Origin of the sequence: Paenibacillus sp. FSL H7-0918 (assembly GCF_038007025.1) — a bacterium.
Lineage (GTDB): Bacteria > Bacillota > Bacilli > Paenibacillales > Paenibacillaceae > Paenibacillus_AQ > Paenibacillus_AQ odorifer.
Window position 1 is genome coordinate 1,845,182 of record NZ_JBBOWJ010000001.1, and the last position, 17,652, is coordinate 1,862,833.

Genomic DNA, 17,652 nt, shown 5'->3' on the forward strand with positions numbered 1-17,652 from the left:
CCCGAAAGATGCACCTTCTGAACAGGTGTCCGTCTTTCGGGGTATGCTATTTATCCTCGTTTTTGCTCTCGATATTCCTGCGGCGTACAGCCAACGGTTTTTTTGAAGAATCGAAAAAAATAGTGCTGATCACTAAACCCGAGCTGGCCGGAGATCTCGTGCATTTTTAGAGCAGTTCCAAGCAGCAGCTCCTTACTCAGCTCCACTTTTTTCTCCAGAATATAATCAGAAATCCCCTTCCCTGTCGTTCTTTTATACCAGCGTGACAGATAGGACGGATTAAGTGAGACTTCCTGCGCAATCCGGGTTAAGGACAAATCATCGGCCAGATGGGATTTAATATATTGGTGGATCATGGACAGGATATTCGATTCATCATGTTTATAGGTAGCGCTTCTGTTCGAGATAATCCATTCAAAAAACGTGTGATAAAAAGAGATGACATCCGACCAGTGTGTATTGATATTAAAATATAACATGCGTGATAAATTCATACCGCTATGTGCTTTTTCCGTTAAACCTAATTCTTGTAAAGTCTGCAGCAGGGTGTTGCTGATCCCAGACATTAATCTTAATCTCAAAAAAGGATCCTCCGGCCCACCTTCCCCCGAGAGCTCCACCCATTTGCGAAAAGATGTGCCCCAATCGAGATCACCTTCAAGCAGCCGTTGTTTTAAATAGTCGAGCAGTAGTTCCGCTGTTGCATTTCGATTATGCATAGAACCTGGACTTGGGCTCACTTCCTTGGTATTTATCCTCAGCAGCTTTTCCATCCCAAGTCCGGGGCTATCAAAAATGGCTAATCGTAAACGGTTCAAGGCATAGTTCAGCTCATGCCAATGCACTTCCTGATCACTGGCGATGATAGACACAGATAGTTGCAGACATTTGCCACAGGCTTGCTGAACGGATTCCATTGTTCCGTGGACGAAGCGCAGCGTTTTTAACCAGAGCTCTTCTTCCTTGATTGAGGATACACTTTCACTTTTAGGCTGAACAAAACAAGCTATCGTCCCCGGATCCAGATCCACAGCCTTAACTTCAACCTTGTCGCTGAGCAGCTCCTCCGCAATATTGGCTACCGCATAACGAATTAAACTCCGGTCTGAAGCCGTTTCATAATTTCGCCAAGCCTCCATCCGCAGAATAATAGGCAGGACGGATCCATCCGCTTTGAACGGGAGCTGAATGGCATCGAATTCAACCTGCAAGCTCTGCCGGTCTATCCGTTCGGTGCGTCTTAGAATATCGTGTAATAACTGCTGCTGTAACTGGGGCAGCGCGCGCGGGAGCTTGTCGCGAAGCCACTGGCTTTTATAGAAATAATCCTCTTCTGAAGATATTTTCTCCAAAGTCAGCTCCACAGCGGCACGAATTTTATCCATCCCCTCTGTCTTCAATAAATAGTCAACTACACATGGATTTCGGATCGCCTGATGGGCAAAATCGAATTCATTATGTCCTGTCAGCAGAATTACTTTACAACGTGGCCAGCGGTCGACAATTTCCTGAATTAACGCCATCCCATCCATACCTGGCATACAGATGTCACTAAGCACAATATCTATTTTTACGGTATTAAGCCAGTCTATGGCATGATCCGCTGAATGAACCTTTATGATCTCCAAATCTTTAAAATCTGCCTTTACAAAAAATTCGTACAGCCCATCCAAAATATTAGGCTCATCATCAACTATCATCATTCGTTGCATCCTGCACGTCCCCTTTAAGCGGTAAATTGACTCTTACACAAAGTCCGCCCAAACTGCTTCTCTCTGCCATCAAGCCATAAGGGGAACCAAATTTGATCCTCAATCTCTGATTTACATTTAATAAACCCGTGATCTCCCCCTGAATGGCATTCTGCTCGGAGAACTGGCGCTGCAAGAGATTTAACTTGTCCTCACTAAGTGAGTCACCGTTATCTTCTATTATAATAGTCAGCGTATGCTCAACTTTTTCATAACTCATTTTTAATAGGCCATTGCTGCTTTTTTGCTTAAGCCCATGCTCGAATACATTTTCAATAATGGGCTGCAGGAGAACCCGTGGGACTTTGATGTCCCGGCAATCCGCTGCAATCTCATCTACCTCAGCTCTAATTCTCGCTCCAAAACGAATCCGCTGTATAGCCAGATAGACCAAAGCATGCTCCTGCTCTTGCTGCAAAGTAACCTCCTGGGCGGAATCCCGGGTCATGTACCGAAAATATTGCCCTAAATAATCAGAGAACTCCTTGATCAGCTCTACATTTTCCACCTCAGCCATCTGTTTTATGCTAAATAGACTGTTGTAGAGAAAATGAGGGGTGATCTGCGATTGTAAATGTTTAAGCTCCGCTTCCCCTGTCCGGATACGCTGCACGTAGTTCTCATCGATTAACGTATTCAGATGCTTAAGCATCTCATTGAAACGAGAATATAGATACCCAAACTCATCCCTGCGGGAGTGAGTAATAAAGATCCCCGTCTGCCCCTGCTCCGCTTTCTTAAACCCTCTGATAAGAATAGACATCGGGCGATGAATCATCCTGTACGTCCATAAAGAGAACAAGATAATGATCACTATCGAGACAACGAACAACAGCCACAGCAGCAATGAGTAGACTTGAATCGGCTTCATGAGCACCGTGTTGGGAATATTTGCGGTCAGCCTAAAGTTATTGCTGTGATCGTAGAGCGAATAGTAAAAAGAATTATCAAAACGATACCGCTGCACACTTACAGTCTCTTCACTATTTAGAGGTTTCTCTATGGGAAACAACCTGGGCTTCTGGTCAGAAGTTGATATCACATAATCGTTATTGCCGAAGGCTAACGTAATATCGCTCCCCCCTGATACCGCAAATTCTTTCAAACGCAACTCAAGCTCAGGTGAGGAAAGCTTCACTCCCAGCAAAAAATTAGGTGAAAGATTGCGATCCAGGTTATAAGGATTACTACGCAGTAAATATAAGTCGTCTTCGTATTTAGATAAAGCACCCTTCAGATTACCCATAGTGGCCAGCAGACTTTGCCATTCCTCGTTGGTGACATCCCTAACCCCCACCGCAGCGCTAACCCGCTTATTAATTTCCGGTACATAATACACAACATCACTAATATAAGGACTGGTTTCTTTGATTTGTTTTAGCTTGGTGTATATATTGTTCAGATTAGAATCCACTTCGTACCGGCTCATAATTGGAATACGGGTACTGAAGGTAGCCAGCGTTTCATCCTGAGAGTACTCCGTGACTAAGCCCGTTATCCGTTGCAGCTCAAATTCAAGATGGCTATAGTAAAAATGAACCTTCGATTCGTTCGCCCTCTCCACTTCAGCTTGCATTTGGTTGGAGCTATAGTAGGTAATAGATATACTCAGCGCGCAGAGTGGAAGCATGACCAATAGGAAAGCTCCGATCAGCTTGATCACAATGGAATCGGGGTTCCACCCGATGGAGAATGATTTCATTGGAATGTTCTCCCTCTTCTATCGAATAATAATAAAGAAGGAGCCATGTTCAGGCTCCTTCTTATTTTTAGGTCCAGTCCAGTTTAACCCTTTACACTACCCACGACTAGTCCATGCACAAAATATCTTTGCAGGAACGGATAAATCGCCAGGATCGGAATGATAGACAAGAAGATCTGGGAGGCTTGCGTTGTACGGTCTGAGATTTGGTTTAATAACGCAGCTTGTTCAAAGGTAATATTTTCGGTCTGGATCGATACCTGCTGAAGTATGGATTGTAAATAGGTGGCCAGCGGATAATGTTCCGGGCTTCTCATATAAATCATGCCATCGAACCATGCATTCCAGTGACCCACCAAAGCGAACAACGTAATGGTCGCAATACTTGGCATAGATACCGGCAGATACACACTCCACAACGTACGTAAGTGTCCTGCGCCATCCATCCATGCGGCTTCCTCCAATTCTTTGGGCAAACCTCTGAAGAAATTGAGCATAAGCAGAACATTAAAGATCGGCACCGCGCCCGGTATAACAAGCGACCAGATGCTATCCAGCAGCCCCATTTCTTTTACAATTAAATAGCCAGGAATCAGACCCCCGCTGAAGAGCATCGTGAACACAAAAATCCAGGCATACACGGTCCGTGAGCGGAAGGACTTTGCCTCTTTAGACAGCGGATAAGCTACTAGAATCGTAAACAACAAGTTAACGGATACCCCAAGCACTACCCGGAGCAGACTAGTTCCGAAGGAGTGAATGAACTGGTTGTTCTGAAGGATATATTTATAGGAAGAAAGAGTGAAATCCACAGGCCAGAAGGTTACGCTACCCGCGTTAACAGCTGCGCTGGAGCTGAAAGAGATCGCCAGAATATTCACGATTGGAAAAAGACAAAGCACCGCGAGCAAAGTCAGAAATACATAATTGCAGCGGAGAAACCAACGATAAGCAGTTGAAGTATGGTGCATTTAGTCCACTCCTTTCTCTCTAAAAAATCCGATATTTAGCAAAACGATACGCCAGATAATAACCCAGCCCGATAAATACGAAGGAAACTACCGATTTTATCAATCCTAGTGCGGTCGATACAGAGTACTGAGCATCCTGTAGACCAATTCGGTAAATCATCGTGTCCAAAATATCACCTGATTCATACACTAGCGGATTGTACAGGTTGAACACTTGGTCAAATCCCCCGTTCAGGACGTTGCCAAGGCTGAGTGTAAGCATCAGGATCATAATCGGGCGAATACCCGGAAGCGTAATATGCCAGGTCTGCTTCCATCTTCCGGCACCATCGATTACAGCAGCTTCATAAAGAGAGGAGTCAATGCTGGTTAAAGCCGCCAAATAAATAATCGTCCCGAATCCAAACTCCTTCCATTGATCTGTGATCACTAGTACGTATGGGAACCAGCTATTGTCCGCTAGAAATTGAATAGGCTGCATGCCTAGTGCTTTTAAAAGCATGTTGACAATCCCGCTGCTCGGAGACAGTACATCTACGATAATCCCGCCCAAGATAACCCATGAGAAAAAGTGCGGCATATAAATAATCGTCTGAATCGAACGTTTGAAGCCGTTTACACGAACCTCATTAAGCAATAAAGCCGCTATAACTGGCACGGTCAGGCCAGCAATAATTTTCATGACGGAGATAAATACAGTATTCCATACGACCTGACCAAAACCGGGAAGCTCAAACAAATAACGAAAGTTTTCGAGCCCTGTCCAGTTCATATTCTTAAACCCTGAAATCGGGGAAAAATTCTGGAAGGCAATTACAAGGCCAGCCATTGGAATATAACTAAAAATAATGATCACTATTAAGGCAGGTAAAATCATTAAATGGAGCGGAATATTACGTAGAAATTGCTTAGTATTAAAGTGCATATGCTTTCTCCTCCTTGTATCTCAATTATAGAGCAGCCCCAAATTGCCTTAATAGTGTAGCGTATTGACTTTAAGTATCTTTTGTTGACCTGGCTATCGAACCGAATAGCTGTTCAGCCAAAAAAAGAACTGCCCGTTTGTCATTATCATGACTAGGGGCAGTCCTCTTCTGCGTCGTTTTTACTAGTTTGCTTTTACGATATCATTTACTTCTTTCGTTATTTGATCTCCACCGAGCTTTTTCCAGTTGGCTACGAATTTGTCGAATTCATCGATAGGAAGACTTCCGTAAATGATTTTGACAAAGGTCTCTGCACGCAGTTTATCCAAGGTAGCCGCTTTGCTGTTCATCGTTTTAGTTGGGGCATAAATGAACTCATTCATCAACACCAAGTCATTGTCGCGGTAGTGTTTGATAACCGATTGTGAGCTAAGCGGCCCAAAGATCCGTTCCATATGCCATTTATCAAGATCTCCACCGCGGTAGCTTTGAATATCATCATAGAATAATTTAGCTTCAAGGCCCATGTTTGAGGTATCTCCCGATTCAAGGGCTTTTTCCACTTCATCCTGTGCTTTTACATTTTTGTTCGGTGGCAGGTTGGATACAACCGCATTTTGGAAGCCCAGACCTGTGTCCCCGTTCAAATATTTTGCCCGTTCCGTTTTAGCGGACTCCCCAAACATTTTCTCTGCTTGGAAGTTAAGCAGCTTGATCAATGCCTCCGGATGCTCGTAGCCCTTACGGACCGCGAATACGCCTCCAATCGTAAGATGGTTTTGAGTTTTGGCAGGTTGGTCATCAATAGATTGTACTGGATAAGGCACCCAGTTAACATTTTGATCCTTTTTAATCATGTCCTTTACTTGGAAAGGGGCCCATTGCGGCAAAAATAACATACCGGATTTACCAGCATTCACATCCTCCATCGCTTTGGCAAAGTCTTTTACCCCAAACTCTGGATCAATGACTCCTTCCTTATACAATCTTTGCAGCTCCGCAAGTCCAGCCTTTACCTCCGGTTGAATCGTACCATTCACAACCTCGCCATCGGCGTTTTTGATCCAAGTTTCCAGGTAAGCATGGTACCCGAGTAGAAACGCATTGATTGGCAAGTCCTTGTTCAACGAAATGCCGTAAGTATCCTGTTTGCCATTTCCGTCTGGATCTTTAAATGTAAAGTCTTCTGCAATCTTAATAATATCCTGCATGGATGTTGGCTCTGCCAGATTCAGCTTGTCCATCCAGTCTTTTCGAATCCATATCATATCAGAGGAATCCAGCGAACCCGGGAAGCTTACCATCGCCATCAGTTTTCCATCTTTCGTAACCGGCTTAAGCCCTGCTCCGTCCTCTTCAGCGTAATATTCTTTGACAAGATCCGAAGCATATTTATCAAATACCCCGGTCAAATCCTCCAACATGCCAGCTTCATAAAGCTGCTCGAATTGCACCGTGGACACCTTTAACAAATCAGGTAAATCCCCGCTCGCCAAGGTAACATTCATTTTATCGTTATAGTTAGCATCAGCCACAATCCAGTCATAGGACACTTTAATCCCAAGCTCTTCCTCGTATCCTCTGGTCCAGATGTTATTGGAATGTGTATCGCCCTGCGCCAACGTCTCTTTGCCTGTTTCGTTCATCGTGGAGCGAAGTTTGATCGGCGGATCATATTTGGTTAAAGGGCCGCCTTCCATTTCCGTTTGCGCACTAGTGTTTCCCTCTGCGGTACTACTACTGTTTCCACTATTATTGCTGGAGCAACCACTGAAAACTAATGATAAAACAATGGCCGATGCCATTAAAGGCAAGCCTTTAATCTTTCTTTTCATCTATTGAACCTCCCTTATTTTCTATATCCTAATTGTAAGAAGAAAGCGTTAACACAGCGAGTGTGAACCGTTTACATTCGGTATCTTTTCTTTACCTATTCATGTTCGCCTAACAAAGCTCCGCTTTAGGGTCACTCTGATTATCATAATACTGTGAGTTTGTAAGTGTCTATGTATTGGTAATTAATCACACAAAAAAGAGGCTGATCCTTATGCTATCCCTTAAGAATCTTAGCCATCAAGATTACCTATATAGTGAGCCGGCGGTGCATAGTGTAGGCGGATTGGACTGAGGATTGCGCGGAGGATTACGCTGAGAATTGCGCTGAGGATTACGCTGAGAATTGCGTTGAGAATTGCGTTGAGGATTGCGCTGAGGATTACGCGGAGGATTACGCGGAGGATTACGCGGCATTACGCGGCATTACGCGGCATTACGCGTTTAATTGTATTTAGTACACTTATAATGCATCAAATCACTCGGCCAAAGGATATAAGTGTATTCCGTACACTTATATTCTTGCTTTTCTCGCCAGTAGGTGAATTCTCTAGTTTTTAGTTGCAGAGAATGCAATTAAAGATACACATTCACCTTTTGCATAAGAAATAGCTGTATAGAATGCAGTTATTTTGCGGATTCCAGCAAGAATCGGCGCACAAAAAATGCTGAGAGGATACTGGAAACTGCATCTGCCAGATAGAGATGCTTTATTCAATCCGCCGCGCTGCAAACTAAAAAACCAGGCAGCGATTCTCCAATCGTCGGAGAATCGCTGCCTGGCTGTCTTTTTAACACTTATTGACCTATGATCTGATCGGTCTTTCCTTGCAGCTCCACTAGCTTCATGATCACCGAAGCCGCCAGCGCTTTTGTTACATTCTGCTGCGGATTAAACTTGCCGTTGTCATCCTTTAAGAGTCCCAATTTCACAACAAGAGCCACGGCCCCTTTATTGTTTATAGCTGAGCTATCACTAAACTGACTTACAGTCACATCTTTATCAAGATAAGCTGTGAGTTTATTGTATTTCAAGAAATTAGCCAGATGAACAGCAAGCTGTTCCCGGGTTAACTTACTCTCTACTTGCAGGCTTTCATCCTTATTGATCCATTTACGATCTGCTGCAAAAATAACTGCATCATAATATGAATTCTCTGGCTTCACGCCTGCCACAGTTTTTCGTTCATTATTATTATAATAATTGGTGAAATTTGGACTAGAAGCTTTGGCAAGATAGGATAACCAATCACCGACAGTTATTTCTTGATCCGGGTTCACTTTGCCATCGGCATCCGGTGTAATCACATGGTGGTTTACCAATTCTGATAATTCCCGCTCTGCTGCATGACCTTTGATGTCCGTTGCAGATAGTTGAGCATCCTGCTGACCGAGGTAATCATACACCGCAACCCATTTTCCAGTAGCTGCATCCAAAACCTGATTCAATCCGTTAGATTCATCAAAGGTTGTATCATATACCAGCTTCACCTTCGGTGCGACATAGTTACTATAAGTATTGTATCCACCAACCTGAGTATATTTCAGCTTAGTCTGATATTTAGGCTTATAACTTTCGAGCGCTTCTTTCTTGGAAATTGTTGCATCAGGCGATAATGTGATTCCATCGATACCGCTTATCCGATTCCCCATGTAAGAAGTCAGTCTGCCGTAAAGATCCAAACTTACCGTAATGGTGCTGTCACTCACAGGAATTCCTTGATGATATCTAATAAACTGGTATCCATATCCTGATCCGTCTGAAGTCAAACTCGAATTATCCCCGTATTCTACCAGCTTTAGCTTCTGGCTCGCCTGAGGATATAGACTATTAATTATACTAAGCGCTTTCACCTTCGCTTCAGCCTCACTAAGCTTCTTACCTCCAGCAGGTGCCGGCTCTTCCTTCTTCTTATCCTGAATAGCACCATAAGCTTGAACCTGGTACTGCAATACTTCACCGGTCTTTGCATCGATCTCGGCAGAGGATTGTTCTGGAAAGCCAGCACCAATGTAACGATCATTTCCATTACTGCCCCAGTATAGCTGCCAGATTTTTCGATCTGAATCCTGATAGTCATTTCTCAAGGTTTGCGAGATCAATTTACGATCTGCCGGGATATAAGCAACCTTCTCTACAAGCTGTGCTGCTTCTTTTGCAGAAAGCTCTGTACTAGAACTTCTTGCCTGAAAAACATCCTTGCTCTTCGCTACTTCTGAATACACGACTGAGGTGGATACGGATTCTTTTCCTTCATAATCTATCCGCTTGCCCGTTAATGCATCGATAGGATATAGAGACTGATCTATTGGACGCCAGCCTAGGATCCAGTTGTTAGGTTTTCCGTTCTTATAAATAGGAATGTAAAATAGGCCCACATCAAACTGTTCCGCAAATTGCTTCTGTGCTTGCTCCAAGGTAATCTTGGGCTGTGCAGACGGGTACTCAAGCCCTTGAGAAGACTTAGAGAATTGCGTTACAGTTCCGTTACCATCCACAACTATGTTAATGCTGTCCGATCCAGAAGGAATACCATTTTTCAGAATACTGAAGTTATATCCATATTGAACAGGACCGAATAATGATTCCGAAAAATAACTATAACCAACATTCTCATTTAATTGCAGCTCACTGCTCTTAACCGATGAGGCTGCCTTAGCCACAAAAGTCTTGGCGATCTCCAATGCCTGAGTCTGCGATACTTTCGGTGGATAATAGGATTCGTTCTTCTCCTGGGAGAATGAGAGATAGGTGTTGATGATATCACCATTAATGGCGTCTACCTCACTGCTAAAACCATATCCTATATTCCCTTCTTGAACCTGCCACTGAATATGCCAGATCATTTGATTTGCTGGAGCTGGGTAGCTTTGGTTAGATCCCAGTTGAACATTGTTTACAGTTGCATCTTTTAGAGAAGGGAATAGTTCTTTTAACTTTGCAATGGCTTGCTCCTGCGTGAATTTCACTTTTGCAGGATCAGCCTCAGATTTCGTAGTCGTAGCTGGAGCCGCTGATTGCGTACTAACCTGCGTTACGGAAGTGTTGCTGCTAACAGTTATAGAATCGGCTGCGGCTAAGCCAGGGGGTAAGAGTAACGCGAGTGCAACGGAAGTGATTAATACCGTTTTAGCTGTTTGATGAACAAAAAGAGTACTATTGCTTTTCAAAAGAATTCATCCTCCTCTAACACGTGATTCATATTATTATACAGATATTTTCTTGTATTTTCCATAATTATTTAACGACAGGAAATTACGACATTTTTGTGATGTGAGCTATAATGGTAAACAGTTGCAGCTATAATTCATCTAGAAAGGGGGTCACCGACATTACTGAATGGAACCTTCAGCCGCTTATTGACGGCATTACTAACCTAGACATTCGCAGTTGTCTAATCGTTCAACATGGAGAACCCATACTGGAGCATTACCGCGATCCACAAATCGCTGAAGAGCTTGGCAAAATCAACTCGTGCACCAAAAGCGTACTCTCCGCCTTAGTTTGCATAGCCATAGATAAACAAATGATTCCACCTCCAGACACACCTATTTCTTTATTTTTTCCTTCATTAAAAGAAGATCGTGACCCACGTAAAAGAGAGATCACTATCGAACACTTATTAACGATGACCGGAGGCTTTAACTGGACAGAGTTTGGTGGGCAGAATTCTTTTCCGGCCATGACTAAAACCGCAGACTGGATAAAATTTGTGCTTGCACAGCCATTAGCTCATACACCAGGAACCGTGATGACTTATAACTCAGGCTCCTCTCAGCTCTTGTCCGCAATCCTGCGTAATTGTGCTGGACAGGCGGTTGCAGAATTTGCCGAAGATCAGCTGTTTCAACCACTTGGCATTCAAAGCTATCACTGGGAGAGTGATCCGCAAGGCATACATACCGGTGGGTTCGGACTTCATCTGAAGCCGGAGGATATGCTGAAATTCGGCTTACTTTATTTGCAAGAGGGACGCTGGAAGGATCAGCAGATCCTTTTTTCAGATACAATTCAGCAATCTACTCGCCCTTACGTTGAAGCCAATCATCCGCAAAAAGGATTCTACGGCTGGCATTGGTGGGTATCCCAATTCAATGCAGGTTCAGAGCAACAGCCGAACGAGATCCCTTATTATTTTGCACTCGGCTTTAAAGGGCAGCATATCATTGTAGTTCCTGCTTACGAGCTGGTTGCCGTTATCACCGCGGATAAGTACAAAAAAGGCTCTCCTGCAAATGTTTTCGGCCGATTTATTGTGCCAGCTCTTCTAGGGCAGTAAGAACCAGGAATCACATGCAGTTCTATGTGTGGATACCACACAATCCATAAAGCAGCCGCAGCCATAGACTGATAAAGTCTTGGGCTGTCGCTGTTAGTTTTGTACAAATGATCGCTATTAATTTTTCTTCAACTCGTTTGCTACAAGCTTAAATGACGCCAAATTTCTTTAATGCGTAGGCTATCCCGCCTTCACTTGCTTTTTTTGTAACAAAATCGGCTTTTTGTTTTAACTGTTCCGCACCGTTTCCCATCGCAATGCCCAATCCCACATACTCCAACATGTCGATATCATTCCCACCGTCACCAAACGCGATAGCCTCTGACTTGCAAATATTCAGATAATCCAGCACCTGTTTAATCGCCGTTGATTTAGAAACTTTTGTTTCTTCAAGCACATTCATAACGTATCCGTGAAAACGTTCGAACCATAATTCAGGAAATCTTGGGATACTTCTATCAATTTCACTCACTAGAGTACCGTCCACATCAAAAAATACAATCTTATACATATTATGAAATAAGCCTCCCCGTTCGATCGTAACTAGATAGATTATATTTCATGGGATCTAAAACAAGAAGGAAGCCGATCACACGGATCGGCTTCCTTCTTGTTTTCTTATTCAGCTTCAGCACAACAAGCTTACGTCGTTAATTTTGCATATACCACAAAAAATAACATCATTTCACCAATGATCAGGTAATTAGGTATAAGGAACAACAAATCTACTGCGAAAAAAACACCAAGTAAACCTAATAATAACGTCAAATGGAATATCCCTAACCGTTGCTGTATACGTCTATATTTATGGAAGACCAGTGAGGTAGAGCAGAAGTAGAGCAGGACCGATCCAAAAACAAAACACACCATAAATATATAATTTAATTGATCTAAAAATAACAGTTGGATCGAAGCTGCAATCATACTCAAGGATACATAAATAAATAAATGCCCGTAAATTATGGTTTGCCCGGCAGTCTCTATAGTCTTATCCACTTTCTTTTCAACATTATCAAAATATTGCCACCACATAGCTATAATTAATAGAAAAGTTAATAATGCAAATACAATAGATTGCCATGTCCAGTGGCTAGACTGTAAAACCGCAAGGATACTGACCACTGATTCCCCAAGCAGAATAAGCGTAAACAACGAAAAGCGTTCCAATAAATGATGAGTATTGATCGGACTTTTTACCAAGTATTTCCGGCCTACTAATGGAAGCAGAATGTCTACAGTAATTCCCGCATACAAAACTACATAACGCATCCAAGAGTCAAAGAAAAGTGATAAAGAAGAGATCACTAATCCAATCCAAAATCTGCTTCCCAAATACCGGGCAGTGCCCTTTCTATCAGCCGCTTCATTCTTATTTATCGTAAGATATTGAATGGCTGTCATAGCTCTTAAACCAACATAACCTATTAAGAATGGCATATAATATTGATCAAAGTTAACCGATAGGCTCGCCGTCATTATTAATACAAAAAATAATTGTAGAATCAAGAATATCCGATGTGAAAAGATATCTTGCCCAAACCGATTCACAAAAAGCGATTGCCCTACCCAAGCCCACCAGATCGGAATAAATATTAAGATAAATTTGGATAAGTATTCAAGTGGAATTGTACCCGCCTCTACATGCAATAGGACATGGCTCGCTTTTGAAACTGCTGCTACAAAAAGCAGATCATAAAATAGCTCCAGCCAAGTAACTTTCTTCTCAGCAATGGATACTGTACTGTGCTCAAATCCCGATGTGTGTTTATTCATCGTCTGACTCCCTTGGTTTGGATGTGTATTTCTAATACAGTTTATCGGATACTTATCCATCTTAACCGAATTGATATACTAATTTGAAGACCCTTTACCTAAAAATAAAACCAGCAAGCCTCCACACAGGGAGCTTGCTGGTTTTTAGTAAATAAAGTTATTCCCCGGCAATACCGGAGCGTTCCACACTTTCTACAAAATGACGCTGTACGAACAAATACAGAATCAGAATTGGCAGAATGGTTAGAATACACGCCGCCATAACCTGATTCAGTCCAGTTGGGGCCATCCCAATAGAACCCGAAGTCATTTGCGACATCGTCTCCGCTGCCTGATTATTGGAACCATAAAACATCGCTAATCGCTGCGACAGATTATAGAAATCCGGTGTTGTTAAATACGTATTCGGTTCAAAGCTGTCATTCCAGTGCCATACCACAGAGAACAAGAATACGATCAGCATTGCCGGCTTGGCGATAGGAAACATGATTTTCCAGTACGTTCTGAATGCGCCTGCACCGTCGATACGTGCTGCTTCCTCCAACACTTTAGGCATGCCGCGGTAGAACTGAATAAAGATCAGTACGAATAATGCCCCCTTCAACCCGTGCCCAAACATAGAAGGAACCACAAACGGCAAATGTGTATTAATCCACCCCAAGTCACTAAAGAACAAATACAGTGGCACAACAATCGTCTGCGGTGGAACTAGAAAAGTAAACAGTAGCAGAACGAAACACACTGCGTAGCCTGGAAAACGGTATCTGGCAAAACCATAACCGATTAAGGAACAGCTTAAGATTTGCAGAACCGCACTCCCGAAGGAAATAATCGCACTATTTGCGAACCCGGCCCAGAATTTAAGCGAATCCCATGCCAGAAAATAGTTGCCAAAACTAATCTTTTTCGGAAGCCATTGCACTGTGGCATCGGCCACGTCTGTTACTTGCATCATGGATTTGGATACCATGTATAACAAGGGATATAGGAATACGAACGTTAAGCTGAGAATAACCAAGTAATAAAAAGCGATATTCAGCACCTGAAGCGAACGTTTCACGACCCTGTCCAGCTTGCCGCTTGCTTTTAGACGAGTTGTCAGATGTTCCATGTTCGTTGTCCGAACCTGCTTTACGGATTCCTTCAACATCTTCTACTTCCTCCCTTCGGTGGCACCGAGCGACTTGCTGAATAACAGGAAGACCAAACCCAGAACCAAGAAAATAAACACAAAATAAATCCAGCCCATCGCTGAGCCATATCCAAAATCATTATTCTTAAAGACGACATTCAAAATATGACTCATGATTTGATTATCTGCCTTCGTGAATGAGCTGACGATACTAAACAATGTGTTTACGAGCATCATCGGCATAATCATCGGGAAGGTGATTTTCCAAAAGCTCTCCCACGCGGTTGCTCCATCACATTTGGCCGCTTCATACAGTGAAACAGAAATCGTCTGTAACCCCGCTAGAAAAATCAGAATTTGCACGCCAGAATCCCACATCACCAGCGTTAAAGATTCTGCATATTTCAGCAACGACTTCAAAATGTCGCCGGGGATAAAGTTATGGAGCTTATCATATAAATCCTGGTTATAAAAAATAGGTAAATTTGCGGCACCCTGATCCATCAATTTGCCCAGGATCGCCCCTGAAGCAATGATGACCGGCAAAAAGAATACGCCACGGAAAAAGGTTTTTCCTACGAGTCCGCGATTTAGCAGAATCGCACAAAAGAGCGAAAAGATAAGAATTAACGGAACCTGAGTCACCGTCGACACCATCGTCGATTTAAGCAGAGGCAAGAAATTAACATCTGTAGTAAAAGCGGCGCGATAATGCTCCATCCCAACAAAAGTGGCCAGTAAGCCGCCTTTGCTCACTTGGAGATCCTGAAAGGAATAATACAAGGAACGGCCCAGCGGAACAGCCATAAACACCAGAAATCCGACCAGCCACAGGCCGATGAAGGAATATCCTTCAACGAAATAACGCGCTCGCATCGATAGCTTTGATTTTTTCACTTCATCATCCTCCTGTTACCGCATAGCTGAATGCCTCGACGGTCTGACCAGACACGTCAACGGACTGCTCATTATAGTTGACTATAATGCTCAAACCGTTTGCATAAGTCGTCCGAAAGACCTTACTTTGCAGCTGCTCATGATTCGTCATTTGCTGGTTGCTAATGCTGTCATAGACCTCTTTCAATGTGAGATAATTCTGCACAGAAGGTGCCAGCCAGTTCTCAAGACTAGAGCTGAACAGCCGGTCTGCCATGGTTCTCTGAAGATCGCTAGTCGGAGCATAGGTTAATTCATAACTTGGAAGGGCTCCATATTCCAGCGCCCGTAAGGTTTGGTTACGGGAATCATCGTACAGATTAACCGGGCTTGCTGTATAAGGCACTAAGCCGTGTAACACTAGTTGATAAAAAGGAATCGCCCGATCTGTATAGACAAATTGACTGGAGTCGAGCGGCACCTGATCAATCCGGTTCACATGTCCTAATGTATAGGCAAAACCATAATCTACTGCCGTGTTAAGCTCACCCTTACGGAAGTTATCCAATGCATTAACATAAGTATCTTCTGTAAGCTGGCGGTCCGTATTGGATTTATTATCCTCATCGGAGTATAGCAAGCTTCCAAAGTGTTCAAACTGCACACCCTTCACACCCAGATCCTGAAACTTGCTTAACTCAGCATTACTGCGTTTTGCGATAACACTAGGTTTCATTAAATAAAAATAGTCATCCGTATTCCACCGGGTAGAGAGATAATAGACGTACTGCTTCAAGACTTCACGATTAATACCGCGGACAGCATCTCTGCTTGCCTTCACGCCGTTGCTATCTTGGTAAGGTTTCACGTAGTTAGCTTTCAAATAAAGATTTACGCCCTTGCCTGCGGCATATTCCTGAAGCTCTTTTAGTCCCTTATTGCCTCCCAGCTTCTTCTCAACAGGGAATTGTTCTGGCTGGTTTCCGTATAAACCATTTTTGGACCATCCCTCGATCGTAATCTCTAGCTGAGTAACACCCTCTGCCTGATATTGATCAATCATGTCCTTGATTTGTTTAAACGTAGCTGCTTCTATAAAAGTTGAACCGATGACTTCATCACGTGAAATCCCACCGAGCACTTGAAGATACAATGGCGTGTTCTCAAGAACTACTTCCTTGACCTTTTTCTCCTCCATTAAGTAATTACGGTATTCCTTCGCCATCCCAACGTAGTTGGCTTCCTCACCTTGGAGCAGAACATAACGTACGTTACGATCGGTTTTGATCATCTCACCCTGATAATAAGGAATTTGGCCGGAATTGCCGACAAAAATAACATCATCCTTGCGCAGGGTAAATTCACTTGATGCTCTATAAAGCGAAATAGCGCGAATGCCTGATGGAACACCGTTGATTTTAGCGTCGGTATCTCCCTTAGTAACAATTGCTAAATATCCTGTGTCTCCCTGATAGATCCCAAACACTGGCAAGGCGATAGCTTTTTTAAGAGGTGCCGCCTTTTGCCAAGAGTTATCCGTAATTTCATGATTTTGTTTCACGAAGGTTTCGTCCCCGCCGTAAATGTATTCAGAATAACCTTTCAAATAAGCGGGATGATCTTTCCGAAACTCCAGCAATGCCCCTGAACCATCTGGAAGCATCATTGCCCCCTCTGCATCTTCTCTAGCCGCATGAAAAAATGGCAGCACCTCCAGACTCGTGAATTTCGCATTCCCCTCTTCCTTCAAATACTCCTGTGGAATGGAAGCCTCAAATCCATTAGCAGTCAGTCTGTACTCCAGAGCAAAAGAAAGCTTCAGGCTAATAAAAGCAAACTCCGCGCGGACGACATCTTGCTCAATCGTTACGGTAACCGTGGAGTCTTCATCTTTAAGTGGGTAGACCTGTGTAATGTCAGCCCCCTGTGTGTATCTGGCATAAATTGGCGCGGTCGTATATTTCTTAATATTTGGCATGGCTGTTCGCTCCAGCTGTGGAGATCCAAGCCACTCCTTGTTTGTGATTTTGTCTGTGATGCGAAGATTTCCCGATTTCTCATCTACATATAAAATATAGCGTTCGTTCTCCAATGCTTTTGTTCCAGGCGTGACCGGCTGTAGCTCAACCTTCTGTACAGGTGCTGCTACAGCGGCTGGAGCCTGCTCTTCTGCCGGAGCCGTGGTCTCCTTTTCTTGCACAGCAGTGGCCTGCCCTTCAGCTGGTTCAGTCACCACCGATGTTTGCTCTTGCCCAACCTCTTTGCTTTCTTCAGTCTGAACAGACTGCGCAGCGGTAGACGGATCGGCGGAACTGTGTTCGGGTTGAACATTTATCACTGCGAACAGCATCATCACAACAATACAGAGAATGGCCCGCACTTTAACTTTTTTTCTCATCGTGTTACCT

General features: G+C 43.4%; 11 protein-coding genes and 1 pseudogene. 1 reads left to right on the forward strand and 11 read right to left on the reverse strand.

The annotated features are described in order from the left end of the window. Positions 1-50 precede the first annotated feature (50 nt). The 6 genes from MHI15_RS08390 to MHI15_RS08415 all read right to left on the reverse strand — a co-directional run bounded on the left by MHI15_RS08390 (position 51) and on the right by MHI15_RS08415 (position 10,354). On the reverse strand, positions 51-1,712 hold the full coding sequence (locus MHI15_RS08390; protein ID WP_076281909.1) for a response regulator transcription factor: 1,662 nt from the start codon (positions 1,710-1,712) through the stop codon (positions 51-53). After that, the gene (locus MHI15_RS08395; RefSeq protein WP_076186373.1) at positions 1,690-3,453 is read right to left on the reverse strand and encodes a sensor histidine kinase; all 1,764 of its coding nucleotides are present in this window, start codon (positions 3,451-3,453) and stop codon (positions 1,690-1,692) included. Before MHI15_RS08395 ends, MHI15_RS08390 begins: the two co-directional genes overlap by 23 nt. A gap of 83 nt (positions 3,454-3,536) precedes the next feature. Further along, entirely contained in the window at positions 3,537-4,424 is an 888-nt protein-coding gene (locus MHI15_RS08400) for a carbohydrate ABC transporter permease (RefSeq protein ID WP_038573097.1), read from the reverse strand. Positions 4,425-4,443: 19 nt separating this feature from the next. Beyond that, positions 4,444-5,349, reverse strand: a complete 906-nt coding sequence (locus tag MHI15_RS08405) for an ABC transporter permease (RefSeq protein ID WP_036679607.1) — start codon at positions 5,347-5,349, stop codon at positions 4,444-4,446. A gap of 183 nt (positions 5,350-5,532) precedes the next feature. Next, a complete protein-coding gene (locus MHI15_RS08410; RefSeq protein WP_076194604.1) occupies positions 5,533-7,185 on the reverse strand; it encodes an extracellular solute-binding protein in 1,653 nt (550 codons plus the stop codon). A 796-nt stretch (positions 7,186-7,981) separates the two neighbouring features. Beyond that, the gene (locus tag MHI15_RS08415) at positions 7,982-10,354 is read right to left on the reverse strand and encodes a YcdB/YcdC domain-containing protein (RefSeq protein ID WP_341164324.1); all 2,373 of its coding nucleotides are present in this window, start codon (positions 10,352-10,354) and stop codon (positions 7,982-7,984) included. A gap of 113 nt (positions 10,355-10,467) precedes the next feature. Here MHI15_RS08415 and MHI15_RS08420 point away from each other — a divergent pair, with 113 nt between their 5' ends. After that, positions 10,468-11,463, forward strand: a complete 996-nt coding sequence (locus tag MHI15_RS08420; protein ID WP_341164325.1) for a serine hydrolase domain-containing protein — start codon at positions 10,468-10,470, stop codon at positions 11,461-11,463. Positions 11,464-11,611: 148 nt separating this feature from the next. Here the strand turns inward: MHI15_RS08420 and MHI15_RS08425 are convergent. The 5 genes and pseudogenes from MHI15_RS08425 to MHI15_RS08445 all read right to left on the reverse strand — a co-directional run. After that, positions 11,612-11,908, reverse strand: a pseudogene (locus tag MHI15_RS08425) (HAD-IIB family hydrolase); the annotation flags it as partial. A 197-nt stretch (positions 11,909-12,105) separates the two neighbouring features. After that, the gene (locus MHI15_RS08430) at positions 12,106-13,194 is read right to left on the reverse strand and encodes a low temperature requirement protein A (protein WP_076194632.1); all 1,089 of its coding nucleotides are present in this window, start codon (positions 13,192-13,194) and stop codon (positions 12,106-12,108) included. Between the two features lie 199 nt (positions 13,195-13,393). After that, a complete protein-coding gene (locus MHI15_RS08435; protein WP_051491074.1) occupies positions 13,394-14,386 on the reverse strand; it encodes a carbohydrate ABC transporter permease in 993 nt (330 codons plus the stop codon). Positions 14,387-14,389: 3 nt separating this feature from the next. Next, positions 14,390-15,265, reverse strand: a complete 876-nt coding sequence (locus MHI15_RS08440; RefSeq protein WP_081382489.1) for a carbohydrate ABC transporter permease — start codon at positions 15,263-15,265, stop codon at positions 14,390-14,392. A gap of 4 nt (positions 15,266-15,269) precedes the next feature. Then, a complete protein-coding gene (locus tag MHI15_RS08445) occupies positions 15,270-17,642 on the reverse strand; it encodes a DUF5696 domain-containing protein (protein WP_341164326.1) in 2,373 nt (790 codons plus the stop codon). Positions 17,643-17,652 lie beyond the last annotated feature (10 nt).